The following is a 22,717-nucleotide window of genomic DNA, read 5'->3' as shown; positions in this document are numbered from 1 at the left end:
TTATGCTTGTGGATATTAATTTACTACCAAGAAAAGAGTTTAAAAATCGAGCGAAATTACTACTCCTTCTAATTATTCTTTGTGTTGCAATCATTGGATTTTTGTTGATCTTTATACAATATAAACAAGCAACTTTACTTAAAGAAAATCTTGCAAACCAAATTGAGACACTACAAGAAAAACGAGCAGCAGAGGAACAAAAATATGCATCCGCAAATAATTCGAATAATCTAATCAATTTAGAAAGAACTGTGGAGTGGGCTGATGGCTATTTTGTAGAGTCGGTACCGATTATAAATCATTTAACTAAGTTATTGCCTGAACGGGGTTTTGTTCAAAAATTTTCATACTCAGAGGATGGAATTGTTTCTTTAGAAGTTCAGTTTGATACCAATACAGAAAATGCTCATTATCTGGCTTTACTTACTGAATCTCCGTTTATTCGTTCAGCACGCCTATTAACTGTCTCTACTACCCCAATTTTAGAAGAGAATGGGGATAAGGCCGATAATAAAGAACAATCGAACAATAATAGTAATGAGGCTGAGGATGCTCCAACTGGTAATGCGGTTGAAACAGACATAAATAATGACATTCTGCCTAGGTATTTTGCTCAATATGAGATTGTTTTTGAGAAGAGTGCCATCCGTTCATTACAGGAGGGAAATTAGGTATGACTCTCCAATTTTCACGAAAACAAATTATCTATTTGGTTATGTCTATCGTCTTTTTATCTGGTGTTTTTTATTTAACCTATTTTCTCTTAGTAAAACCAGTGAAGTTGAAAATATCTCAATTAGAGAATACTGTGAAAACAGAAGAAAGACTGTTAGAGTTAATATCGAATAAACGTACGAACGAAACGCCAAATATTAGTTCTACTGAAATTCAAAAAAGAATTCCAGTAGTTCCTCTAGTTGAGCAAATCGTTTTGGATCTTGAACGTGCAGAGACTTTATCTGAGAGTCGAGTTATTAGTATGTCTTATAGCGAAAGTGAATTCACATTATTCGATGAAACTCAACCTGTTGAGGAACAGGAAGCAACGAATCCCGAAAATGAAGGAAATGATCAGGCTTTGACGGAAAATGGGTCAGATGATGCCAATCAGACTGTGGAAGAAGTGAAGGATATTGATCCTGAACTTATCGATGGACTAAACCAGATAACTGTAACATTACAAATCCAATCACCCACCTATCCCGATTTGGAGAAGTTCTTATCTGTTATCGAACACCAGACTAGAATCACAAGGGTGGATTCAATAAGCTTTTCAGGTACTCCGGAGTTGACATCTGTGGATCAAATGGCACAACCACTCGTGTATGATGTGACCATTTCAACTTTTTATATGCCTAAATACCCTGAACTTGCTGAAGAGGCACCAAAACTTACGGTTCCCCCACCAAGCAACAAGGATAATCCTTTGGCAACAGGTTTAGAAAAGAAAAGTGAAGAAAATGAGTAGCTGATAACCTAGTAAAGGACGAGGCAAAGCAAAAATGTCTCGTTTTTAGCTGTTATCGCAGTATCATAAAAGTTTTTGTAAAATCTAAACATTAGTATAAAATAACAAAATGTAAAAAAATGGCTTCGATGAAAAAAACACTTTCCTAAAACATTTATTGCAACTGTTAAAAGGAACTTGATGATCTTTATAGAAAGATGTGAGAGCAACTTGGAATCTCTTGTAATTGCAATTATTTCTCTTTTAATAATATTACCCATTATTTATTTTTTGCCTATTGGTTTTACTCACAAGGGAAAGTTACTAATTCTTTTTTGTGCATTTATCGTATTCAGTATTGGTATCGCATTGAAGACAGTAATGAGTGTATGGCAAACTGGCTTAGTGTTAATACTGCTAGCAATAGGAGCTTCATATTTAATTGGAAAAAAATATGGAAATCAATTATTTATTCATGACGAAAATAGTGAAGAATACGAAGATCAAGTCATTAAATTTGAAATTGAAGATGATATTGAAGAAGAAATACGAAAGCAGGCAAGCCCTCAAAAAGACAAGGCACTTCAAGTTGAGCGAGATATCGTTTCTCCTCAAACACAAGCAGTTGATGAGGAATTTGTTGAAGAACTTGAACCAATTGTCAGTCAAAAAAATGATGAATACATCATTGAAAATATACATGTTGAAAATGAAGAACTTCCAGATGTCACGCACAAAAACAATCAGGACGGAAATCACGAATTTGAGGAATTGCTCAAAGAAATTGAACTGGAATTAAATCCTCCTAATGAATTGCAAAAAACGGATGGGATTCTTGAAGCATCTGAAGAAACGATAGAACTTGAACCAAACGATCTAGACGAAGAGGAAGATGAAATTCAAATGACTGCACCTTCAACCCTTGAAGAAATTCAAATTGATAGTTTACCAGTCAATAAAGTCGAACATCCGAGTAAAGAAAGTGGTATAGAGGGTATCCCACTCATTGAACCTAGCGAAAAAAAGGTTGAAGAAATTGAGGATGATTCAACTGAAGAAGATGTTATTCTGTCCATTCCTGTTGAAAACGAGAATACAATTCAGGAAGTACAACTGGAGGCATCACAGAATCAGATTGGTGAAGCTCCGGAAATAAAAGAACTAGAAGAAACCGGAATAATAACATTAGAAAATGAGCAATTCGATGAATCAAAGGAAGATTATCCTAGTACTGAAATGATGGAAGTTGTTGAAGTAGAGGACGATACTCAAGGAAATCAAGACAATAATAACGTGCTAAGACAACAGCTCTTTGCTACGATGATTTCTCAAATAAAACTTTCACGTAATAAAGTCTCAAATTCTCGCTATGAAAAGATAATTCTGGACCATCTCAATCCTCAACTTTCTGATCATGATTATTATACTTTTGTTAGTTTATTAATAGAACATTATATAAATACAGGACAAATTGAAGAACTATCATCTTTACTATCACAAAATAGAGTTAGGTTTGAAAAATATCCTGTAATTTTACAAGAAATTAATTTTATTAAAGATGAATATTGCAAAATATGACGAAAAATAGCGAAGAACATGGTAAAATGAATGAAAAAAGACGCATGAAAAAATAACTAGGTGTGGTGAATAGAATGAAGAAGAGTGTTGAAATAGTTGGTCTGCCAATCATTAGTATTATAGATGGAATCGAAATTGGAAAGGTTAAATCCTTAGTGATAAATCCTGAAAAAGGCTCAGTGGACTTTCTTACTATAGAACATGAAGATTGGCAAGTTAGTGTGAAGGCTATTCCGTTCAAAAGGGTAGTTGGTATTGGTGAGTACGCCGTCACTATTGAAAGTGAAGGCTCTGTTATAGATTTGAATGAGATACCAATTGCAAATTCACTTGTAAATAAGAAAATCAAAATTACGAATACAAAAGTCATGACAAGAAAAGGACAATTATTAGGGGAAGTCCTTGAATATTATGTGGATGATGAAACAGGAAATCTATTAGGTACATTATTAAATGTCTCTGGAAGTGAAGTGGCTCTCGCATCTGATTCTGTTCTTACATATGGAAAAGACATTATTATTGTAGAGGAAGACGCGTCATCTAAGTTCCTTGACTCTGTAGAGTATTTCGAAAATCCAATACTAGAAACACAAAATGAACCAAATGAAGAAATCATTGAAAAAGTTTTACCCGCATCATCAACAGAAGAACAAAGTCCATTTGATGAAATTAATGCATCAATAGACAAGCATGAAGAAGCAGAAGCAAAAGCACTTCGCCTCAAACAAGTAGATCTTCTATATGGCAAAGTAGTCACTAAAGACATTTTGGACAATGAAGGAAATGTTTTAATACCAGCTGGCACTCATTTATCAGTAGATGATATTATAAAGGCTCAAGACTTAGGTCCTAATGTTTTTGTAGAATTATCAATGAATGTTGAACAATAAACCCACGAATTAGTGGGTTTTTTTACTTTATATGTACTCATGGAAACCCACCAATTGTTATCATTTGTAACAATTTGACGAAAACCTCTAGTAACAAGACGACAAATGTCTTGTTCTTTTTTTTTATAGGTATGGTAGCATTGAAAAAAAAGTAGGCGTTCCTTAAATGGGTGGTGAAAAAATGGACAAGCAGAATCGGATTTCTATTAAAATTAATGGCAAGGAGCCGAAGGTTAAGAAGGAAAAGAAAGAGAAAACAGAATTTGTCGAAAAGGAAAAACCTCTTATTATTGTTGAAAATGAAGAGGTTGCGGCAGCACAAGAGGAAGAAGAGGATGATTTTAGCTGGGTTCTACCAGATGAAGATTTGAGAAATCAAAAAACAAAAGAAAAAGAGATTCCTGTGATTCCAATTGAAGATTTACGTCATACCAATGGTCCTAGCAAAATTCCATATTTACCGAAAAAGAGTAAAGGAATACAAGTATTTTCATTAAAACAATTGGTTATTTCTATTGCTTTAGCCATCGTTCTTGGCACAGGTTTTGGGTTCATGATTTTAAAAGTCGTAGAAGATGTGAATGCTGGACCAGCAGATAATGAAAACCCAACACAAGTTACAAACGGCAATCCTGCTCCAACTGGGAAACAGGAAGACCCACCTGCAAGTGATCAGGTTGCGATAGATTTAGAGACTCTATCAACTGGGATCGTACAAGGTGGTAAATTTTCAACTGCTGAATCTGCTAATACAACTGTGAGTGATATCAAAGGTAAAGGGTTTGCTGCAACGACTGTTGAAATGGATGGTGCGTTTTACGTTCTTGCTGGTATCGGTTCTGAACAAGGCTCAGTTGGGGATATTAAGGCCAAATACAAAGAAGCATTCCCTGAGTTTTTTACGAAAACATTCGAGATGCCGGGTGGGTCTTATTCGAAAGTAGGAAAAATGGACTCAGAAGCAATTAAGGTAAGTCTACCAGTATTTAAGGAATTATTAACTCTATCTTCTCAAGCATTTGGTACGGGTACGATTGATAACGGACAATTAGAGAATCTATCAAAACAATTATCGGCAGTAAAGGAAATCAAAAAAGACAACCTGCATGAACAGCTTAAAGAATTCAATGCGAATATTGAGTCTTCCTTTACTCAGCTACAATCCTTTAAAAATGGTGGCGACGAGAAGGCATTGTGGCAATCACAACAATCACTATTAAATGCGTACCAAGCCTATACCGTTTGGATTTCTGAGCTAAGTTAGTCAAAATTAAATTTTACAATCGACTGGGAAAGGAGAAATGAACTCCTTTCCTTCTTTATGGATTGAATTTCTTTGGGTTTACATAAATAGATAAATTTTTACAAACGATAAATTATCGACAAAATTCAATTTTTCGTAATTGTAGAGTCATGTATTGTTTGATACGATAAACAGGTATCTTCCATTCTGAAATATAAAGATAAAGGGTGAATAAATCATGCAACACCTCGTTTTAGCCTCTGGTTCCCCACGACGAAAGGAACTTCTTAGAAATGTGAAACTTTCCTTCGATGTTTCCGTCAGTAATATTGATGAATCCATTGACGAAACACTCACTCCTGAAGAAAAAGCAATGACCATAGCCTTAAAAAAAGCAAAGGCGATCCTGGAGCAATTCCCTGATTCCTATATTCTTGCAGCAGATACAGCTGTTGTGTTTCAAAACCAATTTTTAGGTAAACCTAAAAACGAACAGGAATCTATAGATGTTTTAAAAACACTTTCAAATCAAACACATGAAGTCGTAACAGGAGTTGCGATCCTTTTTAAGGATACCCAAAAAACGTTTTTTGAAAGAACAGAAGTAACGTTTTGGGACCTTAAGGATGAGGAAATTCAAACATATGTTGCTTCAGGCGAACCAAAGGATAAAGCAGGTTCATATGGAATTCAAGGACTTGGATCTGCACTCGTAAAACATATTAAAGGGGACTATTTTTCTGTAGTAGGATTGCCTGTATCAAGAACCCTTCGTGAATTAAGAAATCTAGGTTTTCACTGCTAAAAAATTTGTACAGTTTGAGAAAAGAAAACTCTATACGTTGCATTTCTAGGTACGATAATTTCACGAAGTAGTCTGCAGTTTAATAAATGAGAGTGGGGTCCGAGTATCTATTTGTGAAGGTAGGAGGAACCTATTTGAAAACGTCTGAACTTATGATTCGGGATTACCCTCAAGCGGAAAGGCCTCGGGAACGTTTGGTTTCCGATGGACCCGACAGCCTTTCGAACCATGAGCTTTTAGCCATTCTATTACGCACGGGTTCGAAGGAAGAATCCGTTATCCAACTGTCAAACCGCTTATTACATCATTTCGAAGGACTACGATTATTGCAGGAAGCATCTGTTGAAGAAATCACCTCGATTAAGGGGATTGGGCAAGCAAAAGCCGTACAAATTATGGCAGCTATTGAGCTTGGTCGAAGAATAGGCAAACTTCAATATGAAGATCGCTATGTCATTAGGTCCCCAGAAGATGGGGCAAAATATGTGATGGAGGACATGCGCTTTTTAACTCAGGAACATTTTGTTTGTCTATACTTAAATACGAAAAATCAGGTGATACATCGCCAAACAATTTTTATCGGAAGTTTAAATGCCTCGATTGTTCATCCTCGTGAAGTGTATAAGGAGGCCTTTCGCAGGTCAGCTGCTTCGATAATTTGCATTCATAATCATCCTTCTGGTGACCCTGCTCCAAGCCGAGAGGATATTGAGGTAACGAAAAGACTTGTTGAATGTGGTAGGATAATTGGCATAGAGCTATTGGATCATTTGATCATTGGAGAACATAAATATGTCAGTCTTAAAGAAAAAGGTTATGTGTGACTATTAATTTTTAATTTTGTACGATATAATATTTGTTATGAGTTTTTCGCGTGAGTAACAATTATTACAACTCTTTATTCGCGTATCAGAAAGGAAGATACATATATGTTTGGAATAGGTACAAGAGACCTTGGTATAGATTTAGGAACGGCTAATACGCTTGTTTTCATTAAAGGTAAAGGAATTGCAGTGAGAGAGCCATCGGTCGTTGCCATGCAAACAGATACAAAGCAGATTGTGGCAGTCGGAAATGATGCTAAAAACATGATTGGGCGTACACCTGGGAATGTTGTTGCGCTTCGTCCTATGAAGGATGGAGTCATCGCTGACTACGAAACAACTGCCACAATGATGAAGTATTACATAAATCAAGCGGTTAAAACAAAGAACTTTTTTTCAAGAAAACCATATATTATGGTTTGTGTACCATCTGGTATTACAGCAGTTGAACAACGCGCGGTAATCGACGCGACTCGTCAGGCTGGTGCGAGAGATGCGTATCCTATCGAGGAGCCATTCGCAGCGGCAATTGGGGCTAACCTTCCTGTATGGGAACCAACTGGCAGTATGATCGTTGATATTGGTGGAGGTACAACAGAAGTAGCAATCATTTCTTTAGGTGGAATCGTTACAAGTCAGTCCATCCGTATTGCTGGTGATGAAATGGATGATGCAATTATTCAATACATTCGAAAGACCTACAACCTTATGATTGGAGATCGGACAGCGGAAGCAATCAAGGTTGAGATTGGATCAGCGGGTGCTCCAGAAGGTGTAGAAAACATGGAAATCCGCGGAAGAGACTTACTAACTGGTTTACCAAAAACAATTGAAATTACAGCAGAGGAAATTTCGGGAGCCCTTCATGATACAGTGTATGCGATAGTCGATGCTGTTAAAAATACGCTTGAAAAGACGCCACCTGAATTAGCAGCAGATATTATGGACCGTGGAATTGTATTAGCAGGTGGGGGAGCTCTTTTACGTAATTTGGATAAGGTTATTAGTGAAGAGACTAGTATGCCTGTCCTTATCGCAGAAAACCCATTAGATTGTGTCGCAATCGGTACCGGTAAGGCACTCGACCATATCCATTTATTTAAAGGGAAATCAAAGGATTTACGATAAGATACTTTAATAGTGGGGAATTTAACTTCCCCACTATATGTGTTGAAATTTAAAGTTTAGTTAGAGGGTGTAACACATGCCACAATTTTTTCTCAATAAGCGACTAATCATCTTACTTGTTTGTATCATCGTTCTAGTGGCATTGATTGGATTTTCCTTACAAGAGCGTAACAAATTATCATGGCCGGAGCAATTTATAAAAGACTCAGTTGGTTGGGTTCAAAGTGTTTTTCATCAGCCCTCACAAGCCATTGCGGGATTTTTTGATAATATCAATCATATTCAAAATACATATGAAGAGAATAAACTCTTAAAGGAAAAGCTTGATTCATATGGTCAATTAGAAGCAAAAGTACAGGAGTTAGAGAAAGAAAACGGAAAATTACGTGATGTCTTGGAAAAAACGGAATCACTTGATCATTTTAATAAAATTCAGGCCACTGTAATAGGACGTAACCCTGATCAATGGCATGAAATTATTACAGTTAATCGTGGAACTCGGCATGGTGTGAAAGTTGACATGGCGGTTGTCACCTCAAAAGGATTAATTGGTAAGGTAAAGCATGCTAACACATTTACTTCCACCATCCAGCTTTTGAGTTCCCCTAATCGCATTAATCGAATCTCTGCCTACATTCAAGGAGAATCAAAGATTATGGGGTTAATTGAGGGGTATGACGAGGAAAAAGAAGCTCTACTATTTAAAATCAATACGCCAGATTCTAAGATTGAAAAAGATCAAAAGGTACTTACTTCCGGACTAGGTGGAATTTTCCCAAGTGAACTATATATTGGTGAGGTTATGGATATTGTACCTGACGATTATGGATTAACAAAAACAGCCTACATCAGACCAGCTGCTGATTTTTATGAAATTGATCATGTTATCATTGTCGAGAGAACGATGATTGTACCGGAAGAGGAGGAGGAAGAATCGTGAAGCGTTTCGTTCTTCCCCTTATTTTGTCCTTTGTTTTTTTACTAGAGAGCAGCTTTGTTGATTTAGTGCCAGTAGATATATTTCACAAAGAAAATGTCTTTGTACCCCGTTTTTTATTTTTATTGATTGCTTTTACTACAGTCTATTTTAATAAACCAATGGGACTTCTATATGGGGCTATCTTTGGTTTACTATATGATATTGTTTATACGGAAGTTTTAGGAGTTTACTTATTTTTATACACACTTGTGGTTTATCTTATTTCCTGGGCAAGTCGAATTTTACAAACAAATATCTTTGTCATCTCTTTTCTAAGTCTCATTGGAATCTTTGTGTTGGAATTTTGTGTGTATGGTGTAAATTTGGTAATCGGATCTACTACTATTTCAATAGAACGATTCCTTCAAATCCGAATTTTACCGACGTTACTAATAAATAGTATATTTATACTAGTGTTTGCATTTCCCTTTAAGAAATTACTAGGAAAGCTGCATATTGAAGAATAAGTAGAATTTGATAGAATCTCTTAAAAAAATTTGATAATTAACAGGAAAAATGGAGTCTCTTGTTGAAGTATATTATCGTTGAGGTGAACGTCGTGAAAGGACAAAAACAACAGTATGTTACAATAAAAGGGACAAAAGACGGACTAACGTTGCATCTCGATGATTCTTGTTCATTTAAAGAGCTAATCGAAGACTTAGAGATTAAGCTTTCCTTGAATCAGAAGCGGAATGAGGATGTTCCGTTTGTTCCTGTTAAAGTAAAGATTGGTAATCGTTTTTTATCACATGATCAAGAAGAAGAAATCAGATCGATTATTCGAAATAAAAAACATTTAGTCGTAGATTTAATTGATAGTAATGTCATTACAAAACAAGAAGCAGAAGAGATGAGAAAGAAACATGAAATTGTTTCAGTTGCTAAGGTGATTCGTTCCGGACAAGTTCTAGAGGTCGAAGGAGATCTTATGTTAGTTGGTGACGTGAACCCTGGAGCTACGGTAATTGCGGGAGGAAATATTTTTATTTTAGGCACTTTACGTGGAATTGCACATGCTGGTTTCAATGGGAGACGAGATGCAATCATTACTGCATCAGTTATGAAACCTACACAGCTTCGAATTGGTGACATCATGAATAGAGCACCAGATGCTGTTCAAACAGACAACAATCTTATGGAATGTGCCTATGTGGACGATAATGAGACAATTGTAGTAGATAGATTGCAACAGTTAACTCATTTAAGACCTAATTTAACAAGGTTAGAAGGGGGAATCTAGCTGTGGGAGAGGCTATAGTTATAACATCAGGAAAAGGTGGAGTCGGAAAGACGACCACGTCTGCTAACGTAGGCACTTCCTTGGCTGTGCTAGGGAAACGAGTATGTTTAATAGATACAGATATTGGCCTGCGTAATCTAGATGTTGTTATGGGTCTTGAAAATCGAATCATTTATGATTTAGTTGACGTTGTACAGGGGCGTTGTAAGCTTAAACAAGCCTTAGTTAAAGATAAAAGATTCGATGACCATCTTTATTTACTGCCAGCTGCCCAAACAAGTGATAAAACTGCAGTAGAACCTAGCCAAATGAAGAATTTGGTAGAGGAGTTAAAACAGGATTTTGATTATATAATCATTGACTGTCCTGCCGGTATTGAACAAGGCTTTCAAAATGCTATCGCTGGAGCTGACAAAGCTATTGTTGTAACAACACCAGAAACTTCTGCCGTTCGAGACGCAGACCGCATAATTGGATTACTTGAAAAAGAGGATATAGAGCCTCCACGTCTAATTGTAAACCGGATTCGGAATCATATGATGAAATCAGGTGAGATGCTTGATATTGATGAAATTGTGACACATCTCTCAATCGACTTAATCGGAATTGTCTCAGATGATGATGAAGTCATTAAAGCATCAAACAATGGTGAGCCGATTGCGTTAAATTCAAGCAGCAAAACAGCAATTGCATATCGAAATATAGCTCGGAGAATTCTTGGGGAGTCGATTCCACTTCAATCTCTTGATAACGATCCAAAGGGGATGTTCTCAAAAATCAAGAAATTCTTTGGCGTACGTTAAACCACCTTCAAAATAAGGTGGTTTTTTGTTGCTGTAAAAAGATTCCTCTATGTTGTACATATAGAAATTAAACGACAACTATGAGAGTTTAGTCCTTTCCCATCAAATTTATCAATGTAACTTAGGAGACTATACCTATCGTAATACTGAAATTAGGAGGGATTATTTACCAAATTCTTATTTACCTAAATAATTCCAGAAAAATCAGAAGGAGAATATAATCATTTTTGTGAAAATATTTACAAAGACATTACAAATAAGTCAATCTACCTAACAAATAAATTACCAATCTTTTGTTAAGTAAGGTAAAGCAAAATCCCCATTTTCTTGGAAAACCCCCAAAAAAACAATAATATAACGAAAATATATTTATTCGTACTAAACTCCTTATTTATCTTTTTCCATATAATACAAATTAACCAAATTCTGAATCTTCAAACAAATAAGTCGTTTTTCGACACTTTTTTCATATTTTTTTAGCTAAGGTTAATTCATACCTGTACTTCTACATAATGTTATTTCCGGTTGGAAATACGCGGTATTTATCAATGAGAAATACCGAACAGACCCCAATGCATTGGAGTATAGGATTCTTACGAAAGGAGGACATATCAGATCATAAAAAAATAGAGGGAGGAAACTTGATGAGGAAAAAAGGGAAACGTAGGTTAACAAAGGTTGCAAGTATTGTAATGTGTGCGTTATTACTAGCACCAAGTGTAATGGCACCGCAAACATTTGCTCAGGAAAAGGAAACTTCAACATCTTATCTAGGAAATAAAAAGGAAGTTGCTTCAAGTAAAATTTCTAAAAGCTTAAAAGACCAATTTGCCGATGAGAAGATGGTTACCTTTCTGGTTAAGTTCAAGGAACAAGTTGATTCTAAAAAAGTAGCAAATGAAGCTGCTAAAAAAGCTAGTATTCAAAAATCTACTGTAGCTAAAACAAAATCGATTAAACGAAATGCAATCGTTTCAGAACTTCGTACAACAGCGATTGAAACACAAGGTGATGTTAAGACATATCTACAAAAAGAAGAGGTTTCCGGTAATGCAAAAGATATCAAATCCTTTTTCATTGTAAACGGAATGGCGGTTACCGCTACGAAAGATGTTATGGAGAAAATTGCATCGTTCCCTGAAGTTGAAAAAGTGTTACCTAATGAAACACGAACATTGCATGTTCCAGTAACGGAAAAGTCTTCAGTAGCAGTTGAATCCAAAGCGACCCCTCAAAACATTGAGTGGAATATTGATCGTGTTGGAGCTCCACAGGTTTGGGAGATGGGAATCGATGGTTCTGGTACGGTTGTCGCGAGCATTGATACGGGTGTTCAATGGAATCATCCAGCATTAATGGAGCAGTACCGTGGCTATGACCCAGCTAATCCAAGCAATCCGAACCACCAATATAGCTGGTTTGATGCAACTGCTGGTCAATCTACTCCGTATGACGATATTGGTCATGGTACACATGTTACAGGTACAATGGTTGGTGCAGAGCCAAATGGTGCTAATCAGATTGGTGTTGCCCCAGGTGCAAAGTGGATCGCAGTTAAAGCATTTACAGATGCCGGAGGGTCAGATATTGACTTATTAGAAGCTGGGCAATGGATTATCGCTCCTGGCGGTAACCCAGATATGGCTCCTGATGTTGTTAACAATTCATGGGGTGGAGGACCTGGTTTAGATGAATGGTATCGCCCGATGGTCCAAAACTGGAGAGCAGCCGATATTTTCCCAGAGTTTTCTGCAGGTAATACAACTTTATTTAATCCAGGTGGCCCAGGGTCAATTGCTACACCAGCAAACTATCCTGAATCGTTTGCAACTGGAGCAACGGATATTAATGATCGTTTGGCAAACTTCTCGTTACAAGGTCCTTCACCATATGAAGGGGATATTAAACCGGATATTTCAGCTCCAGGTGTGAATATTCGTTCATCCGTTCCAGGCAGTGGGTATGAAGGTGGATGGAATGGAACATCAATGGCAGGTCCGCATATCTCTGCTATTGTAGCGTTATTAAAGCAAGCAAACGCGTCATTAACGATTGAGCAAATTGAAGAGATCATTATATCAACTGCAACGCCTTTAACTGACGGTACCTTCCCAGAATCACCTAACTTTGGTTATGGTTATGGTTTGGCTAATGCCTATCTAGCTGTTTCCTCAGTTGCATCTGGACTAGGTAAAATTAAAGGTCAAGTTGCAAAGGATGGTGTGGATGAAGAGGCTCCAACGTTTGAACATGCAGCTCCTTCTGAAACCTATGCAGGTATGGATTTACCACTTTCTATTTCAGTACAAGACAACATAAGCATTACATCTGTTGTACTTCAATATGAAAATCAAGATGGTGAGTGGGTGAATGTATCAGCTACTCAAACATCAGGTACGTACAATGAAGGAACATATGAAGCAGTGATTCCAGGTGAAGAAATTGCAGAGCCTTCAGTTTCATATCGTTGGCAGGTTGTTGATTTTGGTCAAAATGATTTAACGACTGAAGTATACGAAGTTACTGTTCAGCCAGGAATCTCAGTCGGTTATTTCCAAGATTTTGAATCTACTCCTGTGGGTTGGTTCTCCTATGGTGCGGGTGATTCTTGGCAATGGGGTGTTCCTACAAGTGGACCTAATGGTGCACATTCCGGAGAAAAAGTATATGCTACGAATCTAGCTGGACAATATAGTAGCGGAGCGAATATGACTCTTGTTATGCCGCCAGTTGACCTGCCTGAAGGTCCGTCATATCTACAATATATGAACTGGTTTAATCTTGAACGTAACTGGGATTATGGTCATGTATTTGTTTCTACAGATATGGAAAACTGGACACAATTACTACGGATCACAGATACATCTTCTGGATGGCAATCCGCAGAAGTTGATTTATCAGATTATGCGGGACAACGTGTATATATTGGCTTCAATGTAACAACTGATGGAAGTGTTACACGTGATGGTTGGTACATTGATGATGTACGTTTATCAAACGAGCAACTAACTGGTCAAAGTAAAGCGCAATTAGGAGTACAACCTACGAAGGGTGACAGCGCGGATAGAGGTGACAGTTCAGTTTCTCTAAAAGAAGGAGAAAAAGTTGACCCAGCAAAAATTCAGCCAGAAGGTTATAACATCGAGTTCAAGGAAGTAGATGTTAAAGAAAATAGCCCACAAGCTTTACCTTTAAATGCTCAAGTAAGTGTATTAGAATCGGGCAGATCTGTTACAACTAATCCAGCCACTGGGGCTTATGAATTAATTCATGGCACAGGTGATTTTACAGTAGTTGCTGAAAGCTATGGATATCATCCAGCGCAACAAACTGTAACAGTCGAGGCAGATGGTGAAGCAGTAGCAAACTTTGTTTTAGAGGAGAAAGCACAAGGAACAGTAACAGGTACGATTACAAATGCGGCAACAGGTGAACCAGTTTCAGGTGCGACTCTATTACTCGTCGAAGATGCAAATGTTGCACCAGTTGTGACAGATGAAGATGGTCACTATTCACTTACTGCATATGAAGGTACGTATACAGTTCGAGTAATGGCACCTTCCTATTATAGTGAATCATTTGAAGTTGTTCTCGAAGGAAATGGTGAGGTTTCGCAAAACGTAGAATTAAGACCATTCATCGGATATCCTGGTGAAATTGGTTATGACGATGGAACTGCAGAAAATGCACGTGCTTTCTATGATGCTGGCAATGGATGGGCAGTGAAAATGTCATTAAATGAAGGTCAAAATGCTGCTCTTGTTACAGGAGGACAATTCCGTTTCTGGGATACAACATGGCCAACACCAGGAGGAACGGATTTCAAAGTAGAAGTATGGGATGCAACTGGAGCAGATGGAACACCAGGTAAAAAACTTGCTGGGCCGATTGATGCAACTGCTCTACGAACTGGTGAATGGACAAATGTGGATCTTGCAGCTGAAGGTATCATCGTAGAAGGAGACTTCTATATGGTATACATTCAAGCAGATCCAAATCCAAATGCACCGGGACTTGGAACCGATGAAGATGGGGAGTATTCAGGTCGTAGCTGGCAGTTGGTTGGAGGAGCATGGTCATTAGCTCCAGAAGCTGAAGGTAATTACATGATTCGTGCAACAGTTAATTATGAGGTAACGGCTCCGACCATTACTTCTCCAATAACAGGTGCTTACACGAATGAATCAACTGTTACTGTTGAAGGAAAGGCAGCACCGACTACTACTGTTCATGTCTTTAACAATGGGGAAGAAATAGCGACAACTGAAACAACAGATGCTGGTACTTTTTCAGTTGATATTGAACTGCAGGATGGTGAGAATTCACTAACAGCTAAAGCTTCAACTGATACAGGAATTACTGATGCATCAGAACCTGTTGTAGTTGTTCTTGACCAAACATCTCCGGAACTCGCAATTACAAGCCCTGAAGATGGTTCAAAGACAAATAAAGAAACGGTAACAGTGACAGGTACTGTTCAAGATGAAAATATTGAATCTGTGACAGTAAATGGTGAAAATGCAACTATCACAGACGGAAGTTTCTCAAAACGCATTTTACTTGAAAATGGTGAAAATAATATCGAGGTCGTTGCTACAGATAAAGCAGGTAATACAACTACTAATCAGGTTACTGTGACGGCTAAATTTGGTGAAATAACAATAGCTGATCTTAAACCTACAGAGGATGTACATTTACAATCTGGTGAAAGTGTGAAAATTGAATTCACAACTGAACCTGGATTAGATGCAACTTTTGCGATTCGGATGCCTTTAACGAACGCAAAAGCTGATCTTAGCAATGCTACAGAACTTCCAGTACAAGAGGTATCTCCTGGTGACTACGTTGGTTATTGGACGGCTGTTTCAAGCGTAGTTGCAGAAGGTGCTGAAATTGAGGTTATTGTAAGGGATGAATATGGCAATGAGGCTCGAAAAGTTGCAACTGGTAAGCTGTTTATCAATGTTCAAGAAGATGATGGAAAGCCAGGGAAAGGGAAGCCAGGAAAGCCTGATAAACCAGGAAAACCTGACAAACCAGGAAAAAATAAATAAGTAGAAGAAGGAGGATGGGAGAAATCTCATCCTTCTTTTTTCGAGTGCTTCAATATTGTCATATCTTAGTTCCTTTAATCATAAACTTGTACAAATAATATGGACAAGGGATGATGTGAATATATGAGTAATCGAGCGAATGAAATTAGAAGGCGGATTGCGAAGAGAAAGCGTTCCAGATACCCGAGCCCCACTAATCACCATAAGACTGTTTCCCCCTTTTTAGCAAATGATGAAGAGCGATTTGGAGGCAGTACATACGCATCTTTCGATGGGGGTGGACCTGGAGATGGAGGCCATCCACTCTTCCGAAAAGAAGTTTTTTTATTTAAGGTACTTCTTTCAGCCATTCTTGTGTTGTCAATTGGAATTATATTTAAAAATCAGTCGCCTAATTTTGAAAAGGTCCGGCATTTTGTATCTAGTACAATGGAAACTGAATTTCAATTTGCAGCTGTAACTGAATGGTATAAAGATACTTTTGGTAGTCCACTAGCTTTAATTCCTATTAATCAAAACAAAGACAAAGTTGATACACCTGAACCCGGTAAATATGCCCTTCCTGCAGCTGGAACAGTGACCGAGACTTTTGAAGCAAATGGTCAAGGTATTATAGTTGAAACCGACAGCAAGGTAGTAGAGGCAATGAATGCAGGAAATGTGACAGAAGTTGCAGTTAAAGGGGATCTAGGCAAAACTGTGGTGATTCAACATAGCGATGGCACTGAAACTTGGTATGGAAATTTAGGATCAGTAAATGTAAAACTATATGATTATGTAGAGACAGGACAAGAGGTTGGAAAGGTTCAAGACCCTGAAGGCGAGAACAAAGGATCGTATTATTTTGCAATAAAGCAAGGTGAAACATTTATTGACCCGATACAGGTGATAAAATTTGAATAATTACGTAAAACTTCTAAGAAAAATAGAAATACATCCTCTACTTTGGCTTATCGTCGCAATTGCGGTTGTTACTGCACATTTTAGAGAACTATTGATGCTGTTTTTAATCATATTGGTCCACGAGATGGGACATGCTGCATGTGCCCATTTTTTTTCATGGAGAATTAAGAAGATTCAGCTCCTACCATTTGGTGGAGTGGCAGAGATGGATGAACATGGGAATCGTCCTTTAAAGGAAGAACTCCTCGTGATTTTAGCAGGTCCACTGCAACATATTTGGTTAGTGGGTGTTGCGTATTGCCTGTTTTTGGGTTCAGTCATATCTCCAAAAACGTTTGATTTGTTTCTGTACCATAACGTGGTCATTCTAGTCTTTAATCTTCTTCCAATTTGGCCATTAGATGGAGGGAAATTACTATATTTGTTTTTTTCTTATAAGCATTCTTTTTTTGAGGCACATAAACGGATGCTTATCGTATCCTGCATGGTAGCAGGGCTAATCTTAATTGGAATGTTATTCTATAGCCCGAAAAATCTAAATCTCTGGGTGATTTTATCCTTCCTATTCTTTTCGATTATCATGGAATGGAAGAAACGGCATTATGTCTTCATGAGATTCTTACTGGAACGCTATTACGGTAAGCAGGACACCTTTACGAAATTGAAGCCACTCGTTGTGGACGAAACTGAAATGGTGTATTCCGTACTCTCGATGTTTCAACGAGGTTGTAAGCACCCCATTGTCATTAGAAAGGACGGAGAAAACCAACAGCCTCTTGATGAAAATGAGCTGCTATATGCCTATTTTAATGATAAAAAAATTACGCAACCTGTCGGTGAGCTTCTCTACTTGTATTGACATTTCCAAATGAGGTACATTATAAGGTAGAGTGAAATGTTAAAGCGAGGATCAAGAGTTTGAAGACAATTATAATAAATGTTAAGACAAGTGAAAAGCGCGTAGCGGTAGTAGAGGATCATAAAGTTCTAGAGTTGAATATCCAGCAACCTACACATAAAGAAATCGTTGGAAATGTATATAAGGGTCGAGTGATAGACGTTCTTCCAGGTATGCAGGCAGCTTTTGTAGATATTGGTATAGGCAGAAACGGCTATATCGGACGAGAGCAGCTTGCTTCCTACCATCTTTCACCCCAAAGTGAAAAAGATAAAAGTATCGCTCATTTTATTAGACAAGGTGAGGAAATTATTGTTCAAGTTACGAAAGAAGGGACAGAGCGAAAGGGCCCCAAACTAACTGGACTTATAGAGTTTCCTGGAACTTCCCTTGTCTATTCGCCGTTTGGGAATTATGTAGCTGTTTCGAGGAAAATGAAAGAGGAAGAAGAAAGGGAAAGATGGCGTAAATTTGGAAAAACACATCTTGAAAACTCTGAAGGTCTCATTCTCCGGACTGCTTGTGAAAATCAGGATGAATCAATCATTCTAAATGAGCTTGAATTTCAAAGAAGCCGTTTCAATTCATTAATTGAAAAGCAAAAACAACTTAAGCCTCCAAGTCTTTTGTTTGATGCCAATAATCTTGTTGCTAAAATTTTACTTGAGCATCAGTTTGAACATATTAAGGAAATTGTAATTGATGAGGCGCAAGAATATAAACAGATCAAAGCTCTAATAGGTGAAAAAGTCTCTTTTTTTCGTGGAAAAGAAAACATTTTTTCTTCTTACGGAATAGAACGGGAAATTGCAAAAGCACTTAAGCATATTGTATGGCTAGATAATGGGGCGTACTTATTAATTGAGCAGACAGAGGCTTTAACAATAATTGATGTAAATACTGGAAAGTTTCAAGGAAAAGAAAATTTGCGAGATACGGTGTTTAAAACAAATATCGCAGCAGCAAAAGAAATTGCTTCTCAACTCAGGCTTCGAGATATTAGTGGTATTGTCTTGGTTGATTTTATTGATATGAAGCATAATGATGATCGCCAAAAAGTCATCCAAGCCTTACGTTCTGTAGCGAAGGAAGATCGAAATCGGATCACTATTCATGGCTTTACTTCTCTAGGTATTCTCGAGCTAACCCGTAAGAAAACCAGGCAAGATCTTTCAGGAATATTGCAGACGAGTTGTCCAACTTGTTCAGGTACAGGACGGGTAGACTCTGCCGAGACGATTGCTTTCAAACTAGAGCGTGAATTATGGGAACATCAAGGCATGGACCACGATGCGATTTGGGTTGAAACAACTGCAGATGTAAAACAAGTACTGCTCGGAGAAAACATGAATCATAAGAAACGTTTGGAAGAAGCCCTGTCTTTTCGTATTTATGTAACTGAAATAGCTTCTCCCCGACATGACTATTTAATTAGACATACAGGATCCATTGATGAAGTGGAAGGAAGGCTAAATAATCAATCCTAATTTAAGAAATGATTGACTCCAACTTGTCTTTGTGATAATATTTTCATGTTATTGTTTGTAGCACCCACTGCTACAACCGCTCATTCCAGGTAGTTAAGTTTCCATCAATGGAGCGCCTGTGTATTGGCGAGTCTTAGTCATACTATTAGGAGGTGCAAATATGTACGCAATTATTGAAACTGGCGGTAAGCAAATCAAAGTTCAAGAAGGCCAAGAAATCTATGTTGAAAAGCTTGACGTAGAACAAGGTGGAACAGTTACTTTTGACAAAGTTTTATTCGTAGGTGGCGAAAACGTAAAAGTTGGCAGCCCAACTGTTGAAGGTGCAACTGTTACAGCTAAAGTTGAAAAGCAAGGTCGCGCTAAGAAGATCATTGTTTTCAAATACAAGGCTAAAAAGAACTACCGTAAAAAACAAGGTCATCGTCAACCTTACACTAAAGTTACAATCGAAAAAATCAACGCATAAGGCTTTCTATCATGATAAAAGTAACTATTAACCGTAATAGTTCTGGTAGAATCGACTCGTTTACAATGAGTGGACATGCCGAATATGATGTTCCTGGAAAGGATATCGTTTGTGCAGGTGCCTCAGCAGTTGCTTTTGGTGCCATTAATTCCATATATGCTCTCTGTAAAGTAGAGCCGATATTGGAACAAGAAAAAAATGGATTCCTCCGCTGTCAAATTCCTCAACTCGAGGATGAGGCAACGAGGGAAAAGGTGCAGCTTCTTCTAGAGGGAATGCTTGTATCCTTACAAACGATTGAACTTGATTATGGACAATATATGAAAATTCAATCCTAAAAAACTTCATTAATAGGAGGTGGACAATAATGTTCGTAAGATTAGACCTTCAATTCTTCGCTTCTAAAAAAGGGGTAGGTAGTACTAAAAACGGTCGTGATTCAATCGCGAAACGTCTTGGTGCAAAACGTGCTGACGGTCAATTCGTAACTGGTGGATCAATTTTATACCGTCAACGTGGTACTAAAATTTACCCAGGAGTAAACGTTGGCCGTGGTGGTGACGACACTCTATTCGCAAAAGTTGACGGAGTTGTTAAATTTGAGCGTGTAGGCCGTGACCGCAAACAAGTAAGTGTATACCCAGCTGCGCAAGAAGCGTAATCGTGTAAAACTCTAACCTTAAGGTTAGAGTTTTATTTTTTGGAGGATGAAAATGACACTTCGAACTTCTGCGGTCATTGCTCCAGCGAACATCGAGAACAACTAGTTTATGCGCTTGCGTCTACTAGTTTATTCAAGAAGTTAATTCCTCAGCGCAGGGCTGCAAGGATGTTAACTCAAGCAGTTACCTTGCTCCGGTCCTCAAAGCTGCGCCGCCTTGAACTTTCGACGCACAGGATGTGCTAGTGTCGACAAGACATGAAGCCGTGGCGTTTTTGTCGAAGCGGTCCTTTTTAACCTCTTTTTTGTATTATTGATATAATCCTGATTGTAGATTGTAGTGTTATTTTCCAAGGTTTGATATAATTTTTAGACAAGATTCGAAATCTAAATGTTGTCTATTGACACATTGAATTTTAGGGGAAATGACATGAATAAAAATTGGAGTACGATTGAAGTTTTAAAACATACACGTCACGATTGGTTAAATAAAATACAGCTAATCAAAGGGAACATCGCACTAAATAAAATTGATCGGGTTAATACGATAATTGAAGAAATTGTTATAGATGCTCAAAATGAAACACATCTTACAAATTTACAAATTCCAACTTTTGCTGCACTTATCATGACCTTAAATTGGGAGCCTCATAAATATCAATTTGACTATGATGTTGTCGGTGATATTCGAAATTTATCAAACTACGATTCAAAACTAACAGAATGGTGTTCGCAATTTTTTGCGATACTGGAAGAAGCGGTAGATGAAATGGGAGAAAATCATTTATCCCTTACTATAGACTGTTCGTTAGAGGAAACTCGATTCTTTTTCGATTTTAGTGGAATACTAAAAGATAGGGAATACCTTACAAATTGGTTAACTAGAATAAGCCAATCAGAACAATTCCCGCAAATAACTGAGTATAAAGTACATAATAAAGAAGTAAGTATAACAATACATATTGCATGAAAATTTAGGTGCATAAATAACCGGAGGTAAGAGATGTTTGTTGATCAAGTCAAAGTGTATGTAAAAGGTGGAGACGGTGGTAACGGGATGGTTGCTTATCGTCGTGAGAAATATGTTCCAATGGGTGGTCCTGCAGGTGGAGATGGTGGAAAAGGCGCGGACGTCATTTTTGAAGTTGAAGAAGGTTTAAGAACCTTAATGGACTTCCGATACCAACGCCACTTTAAAGCAAAACGTGGGGAACATGGAATGTCTAAGAATCAGCACGGAAAGAACGCTGAGCCGATGGTTGTTAAGGTTCCCCCTGGCACAGTCGTAACAGATGATGATACAGGTGTGGTTATTGCAGATTTAACACAGCATGGCCAAAGAGCAGTTATCGCTAAAGGTGGTCGTGGTGGAAGAGGAAACTCTCGATTTGCAACACCAGCAAATCCTGCACCAGAAATTGCTGAAAATGGTGAGCCAGGACAGGAACGTTATGTAAAACTTGAACTTAAGGTTTTAGCTGATGTAGGTCTAGTTGGTTTTCCAAGTGTAGGAAAGTCTACTCTATTATCCGTTGTTTCTGCTGCAAAACCAAAAATTGCAGAGTACCATTTTACAACGATTGTACCAAATCTTGGTGTTGTTGAAACAGAAGATGGACGCAGCTTTGTGATGGCTGACCTTCCTGGTTTAATTGAGGGAGCACACCAAGGCGTCGGACTGGGACATCAATTTTTGAGACATATTGAACGAACAAGAGTCATTGTTCATGTAATTGATATGTCAGCAATGGAAGGGCGCGATCCTTATGAGGATTATCTCACTATTAATCAAGAATTAAAGGAATATAATCTTCGTTTAACTGAACGTCCACAAGTGGTGGTCGCAAATAAAATGGATATACCTGAAGCTGAAGAAAATTTAAAAGCATTCAAAGAGAAGCTCCAGGATGATGTGAAAATTTTTCCAATTTCGGCAATAACGAGACAAGGTCTTCGCGACTTGTTATTCACGATTGCAGATTTACTTGAAACGACTCCAGAATTTCCGCTAGAGGTCGAGGAAGATACGAGCAATCACCGTGTGATGTATCGTCACGAAAAAGAAGAAGTCGATTTTGTTATTTCGCGTGAAAGTGACGGCTCTTTTGTAATTTCTGGAGAACGAGTCGAAAAACTCTTTAAGATGACTGATTTTACAAGAGATGAGTCAGTAAAACGATTCGCCCGCCAATTGCGTGGTATGGGAATCGACGACGCATTACGTGAAAAAGGTGCAAAACACGGGGATATCGTAAAATTGCTTGAATATGAATTTGAATTTATAGAATAAATAACATGTTTAAAA

The 22,717-nt window shown here is 37.8% G+C and carries 21 protein-coding genes and 1 other annotated feature; all 21 genes read left to right on the top strand.

The features are described 5' to 3' along the window. Positions 1 to 2 precede the first annotated feature (2 nt). The 21 genes from ACR65M_RS00425 (at position 3) to obgE (ending at position 22,702) form a co-directional block, all read left to right on the top strand. Entirely contained in the window at positions 3 to 671 is a 669-nt protein-coding gene (locus tag ACR65M_RS00425) for a PilN family protein (RefSeq protein WP_440272252.1), read from the top strand. Between the two features lie 2 nt (positions 672 to 673). After that, positions 674 to 1,468, top strand: a complete 795-nt coding sequence (locus ACR65M_RS00420; RefSeq protein WP_440272251.1) for a hypothetical protein — start codon at positions 674 to 676, stop codon at positions 1,466 to 1,468. A 180-nt stretch (positions 1,469 to 1,648) separates the two neighbouring features. Continuing rightward, positions 1,649 to 3,025 carry a hypothetical protein gene (locus ACR65M_RS00415; protein ID WP_440272250.1) on the top strand — a complete coding sequence of 459 codons (1,377 nt, stop codon included), beginning with the start codon at positions 1,649 to 1,651 and terminating at the stop codon, positions 3,023 to 3,025. Between the two features lie 74 nt (positions 3,026 to 3,099). Continuing rightward, a complete protein-coding gene (locus ACR65M_RS00410; RefSeq protein ID WP_440272249.1) occupies positions 3,100 to 3,915 on the top strand; it encodes a PRC-barrel domain-containing protein in 816 nt (271 codons plus the stop codon). 181 nt (positions 3,916 to 4,096) lie between these two features. Continuing rightward, on the top strand, positions 4,097 to 5,179 hold the full coding sequence (locus ACR65M_RS00405) for a hypothetical protein (protein WP_440272248.1): 1,083 nt from the start codon (positions 4,097 to 4,099) through the stop codon (positions 5,177 to 5,179). 217 nt (positions 5,180 to 5,396) lie between these two features. Further along, positions 5,397 to 5,963 carry a Maf family protein gene (locus tag ACR65M_RS00400; protein ID WP_440272247.1) on the top strand — a complete coding sequence of 189 codons (567 nt, stop codon included), beginning with the start codon at positions 5,397 to 5,399 and terminating at the stop codon, positions 5,961 to 5,963. Positions 5,964 to 6,115: 152 nt separating this feature from the next. Beyond that, a complete protein-coding gene (gene radC, locus ACR65M_RS00395; RefSeq protein ID WP_440272291.1) occupies positions 6,116 to 6,787 on the top strand; it encodes a RadC family protein in 672 nt (223 codons plus the stop codon). 105 nt (positions 6,788 to 6,892) lie between these two features. Beyond that, complete coding sequence (locus tag ACR65M_RS00390) at positions 6,893 to 7,915, top strand: rod shape-determining protein (protein ID WP_099352118.1); 1,023 nt, start codon at positions 6,893 to 6,895, stop codon at positions 7,913 to 7,915. A 76-nt stretch (positions 7,916 to 7,991) separates the two neighbouring features. Next, positions 7,992 to 8,855: a rod shape-determining protein MreC gene (gene mreC, locus ACR65M_RS00385; protein WP_121447714.1), complete on the top strand. Its 864-nt coding sequence runs from the start codon at positions 7,992 to 7,994 to the stop codon at positions 8,853 to 8,855. Continuing rightward, positions 8,852 to 9,361 (top strand): rod shape-determining protein MreD, encoded by a 510-nt coding sequence (mreD, locus tag ACR65M_RS00380; protein WP_165918213.1) that lies wholly within the window; start codon positions 8,852 to 8,854, stop codon positions 9,359 to 9,361. The genes mreC and mreD overlap by 4 nt, the downstream gene beginning before the upstream one ends. Before the next feature lie 83 nt (positions 9,362 to 9,444). Then, positions 9,445 to 10,137, top strand: a complete 693-nt coding sequence (gene minC, locus ACR65M_RS00375; RefSeq protein WP_440272290.1) for a septum site-determining protein MinC — start codon at positions 9,445 to 9,447, stop codon at positions 10,135 to 10,137. Between the two features lie 2 nt (positions 10,138 to 10,139). After that, positions 10,140 to 10,940: a septum site-determining protein MinD gene (minD, locus tag ACR65M_RS00370; RefSeq protein WP_341330743.1), complete on the top strand. Its 801-nt coding sequence runs from the start codon at positions 10,140 to 10,142 to the stop codon at positions 10,938 to 10,940. Positions 10,941 to 11,584: 644 nt separating this feature from the next. Then, complete coding sequence (locus ACR65M_RS00365; protein WP_440272246.1) at positions 11,585 to 15,994, top strand: S8 family serine peptidase; 4,410 nt, start codon at positions 11,585 to 11,587, stop codon at positions 15,992 to 15,994. 123 nt (positions 15,995 to 16,117) lie between these two features. After that, entirely contained in the window at positions 16,118 to 16,897 is a 780-nt protein-coding gene (locus tag ACR65M_RS00360) for a peptidoglycan DD-metalloendopeptidase family protein (protein WP_440272245.1), read from the top strand. Next, positions 16,890 to 17,756 (top strand): M50 family metallopeptidase, encoded by an 867-nt coding sequence (locus tag ACR65M_RS00355; protein WP_440272244.1) that lies wholly within the window; start codon positions 16,890 to 16,892, stop codon positions 17,754 to 17,756. The genes ACR65M_RS00360 and ACR65M_RS00355 overlap by 8 nt, the downstream gene beginning before the upstream one ends. Before the next feature lie 59 nt (positions 17,757 to 17,815). After that, on the top strand, positions 17,816 to 19,282 hold the full coding sequence (locus tag ACR65M_RS00350) for an Rne/Rng family ribonuclease (protein WP_440272243.1): 1,467 nt from the start codon (positions 17,816 to 17,818) through the stop codon (positions 19,280 to 19,282). A 64-nt stretch (positions 19,283 to 19,346) separates the two neighbouring features. Beyond that, positions 19,347 to 19,426 (top strand) — a sequence feature (ribosomal protein L21 leader region). Positions 19,427 to 19,442: 16 nt separating this feature from the next. Continuing rightward, positions 19,443 to 19,751, top strand: a complete 309-nt coding sequence (gene rplU / locus ACR65M_RS00345) for a 50S ribosomal protein L21 (RefSeq protein WP_010678279.1) — start codon at positions 19,443 to 19,445, stop codon at positions 19,749 to 19,751. A gap of 11 nt (positions 19,752 to 19,762) precedes the next feature. After that, a complete protein-coding gene (locus ACR65M_RS00340) occupies positions 19,763 to 20,089 on the top strand; it encodes a ribosomal-processing cysteine protease Prp (RefSeq protein ID WP_341330749.1) in 327 nt (108 codons plus the stop codon). A 29-nt stretch (positions 20,090 to 20,118) separates the two neighbouring features. Continuing rightward, positions 20,119 to 20,412: a 50S ribosomal protein L27 gene (rpmA, locus tag ACR65M_RS00335; RefSeq protein WP_309099782.1), complete on the top strand. Its 294-nt coding sequence runs from the start codon at positions 20,119 to 20,121 to the stop codon at positions 20,410 to 20,412. A 430-nt stretch (positions 20,413 to 20,842) separates the two neighbouring features. Next, entirely contained in the window at positions 20,843 to 21,382 is a 540-nt protein-coding gene (locus ACR65M_RS00330) for a Spo0B C-terminal domain-containing protein (RefSeq protein WP_440272242.1), read from the top strand. A 33-nt stretch (positions 21,383 to 21,415) separates the two neighbouring features. Continuing rightward, a complete protein-coding gene (gene obgE, locus ACR65M_RS00325) occupies positions 21,416 to 22,702 on the top strand; it encodes a GTPase ObgE (RefSeq protein WP_121447723.1) in 1,287 nt (428 codons plus the stop codon). Positions 22,703 to 22,717: the final 15 nt, after the last annotated feature.

It is taken from the genome of Ferdinandcohnia sp. SAFN-114, from assembly GCF_059415045.1.
The sequence above is the reverse complement of the archived record's forward strand: the minus strand, read 5'-3'. Positions and strand labels throughout refer to the sequence as shown.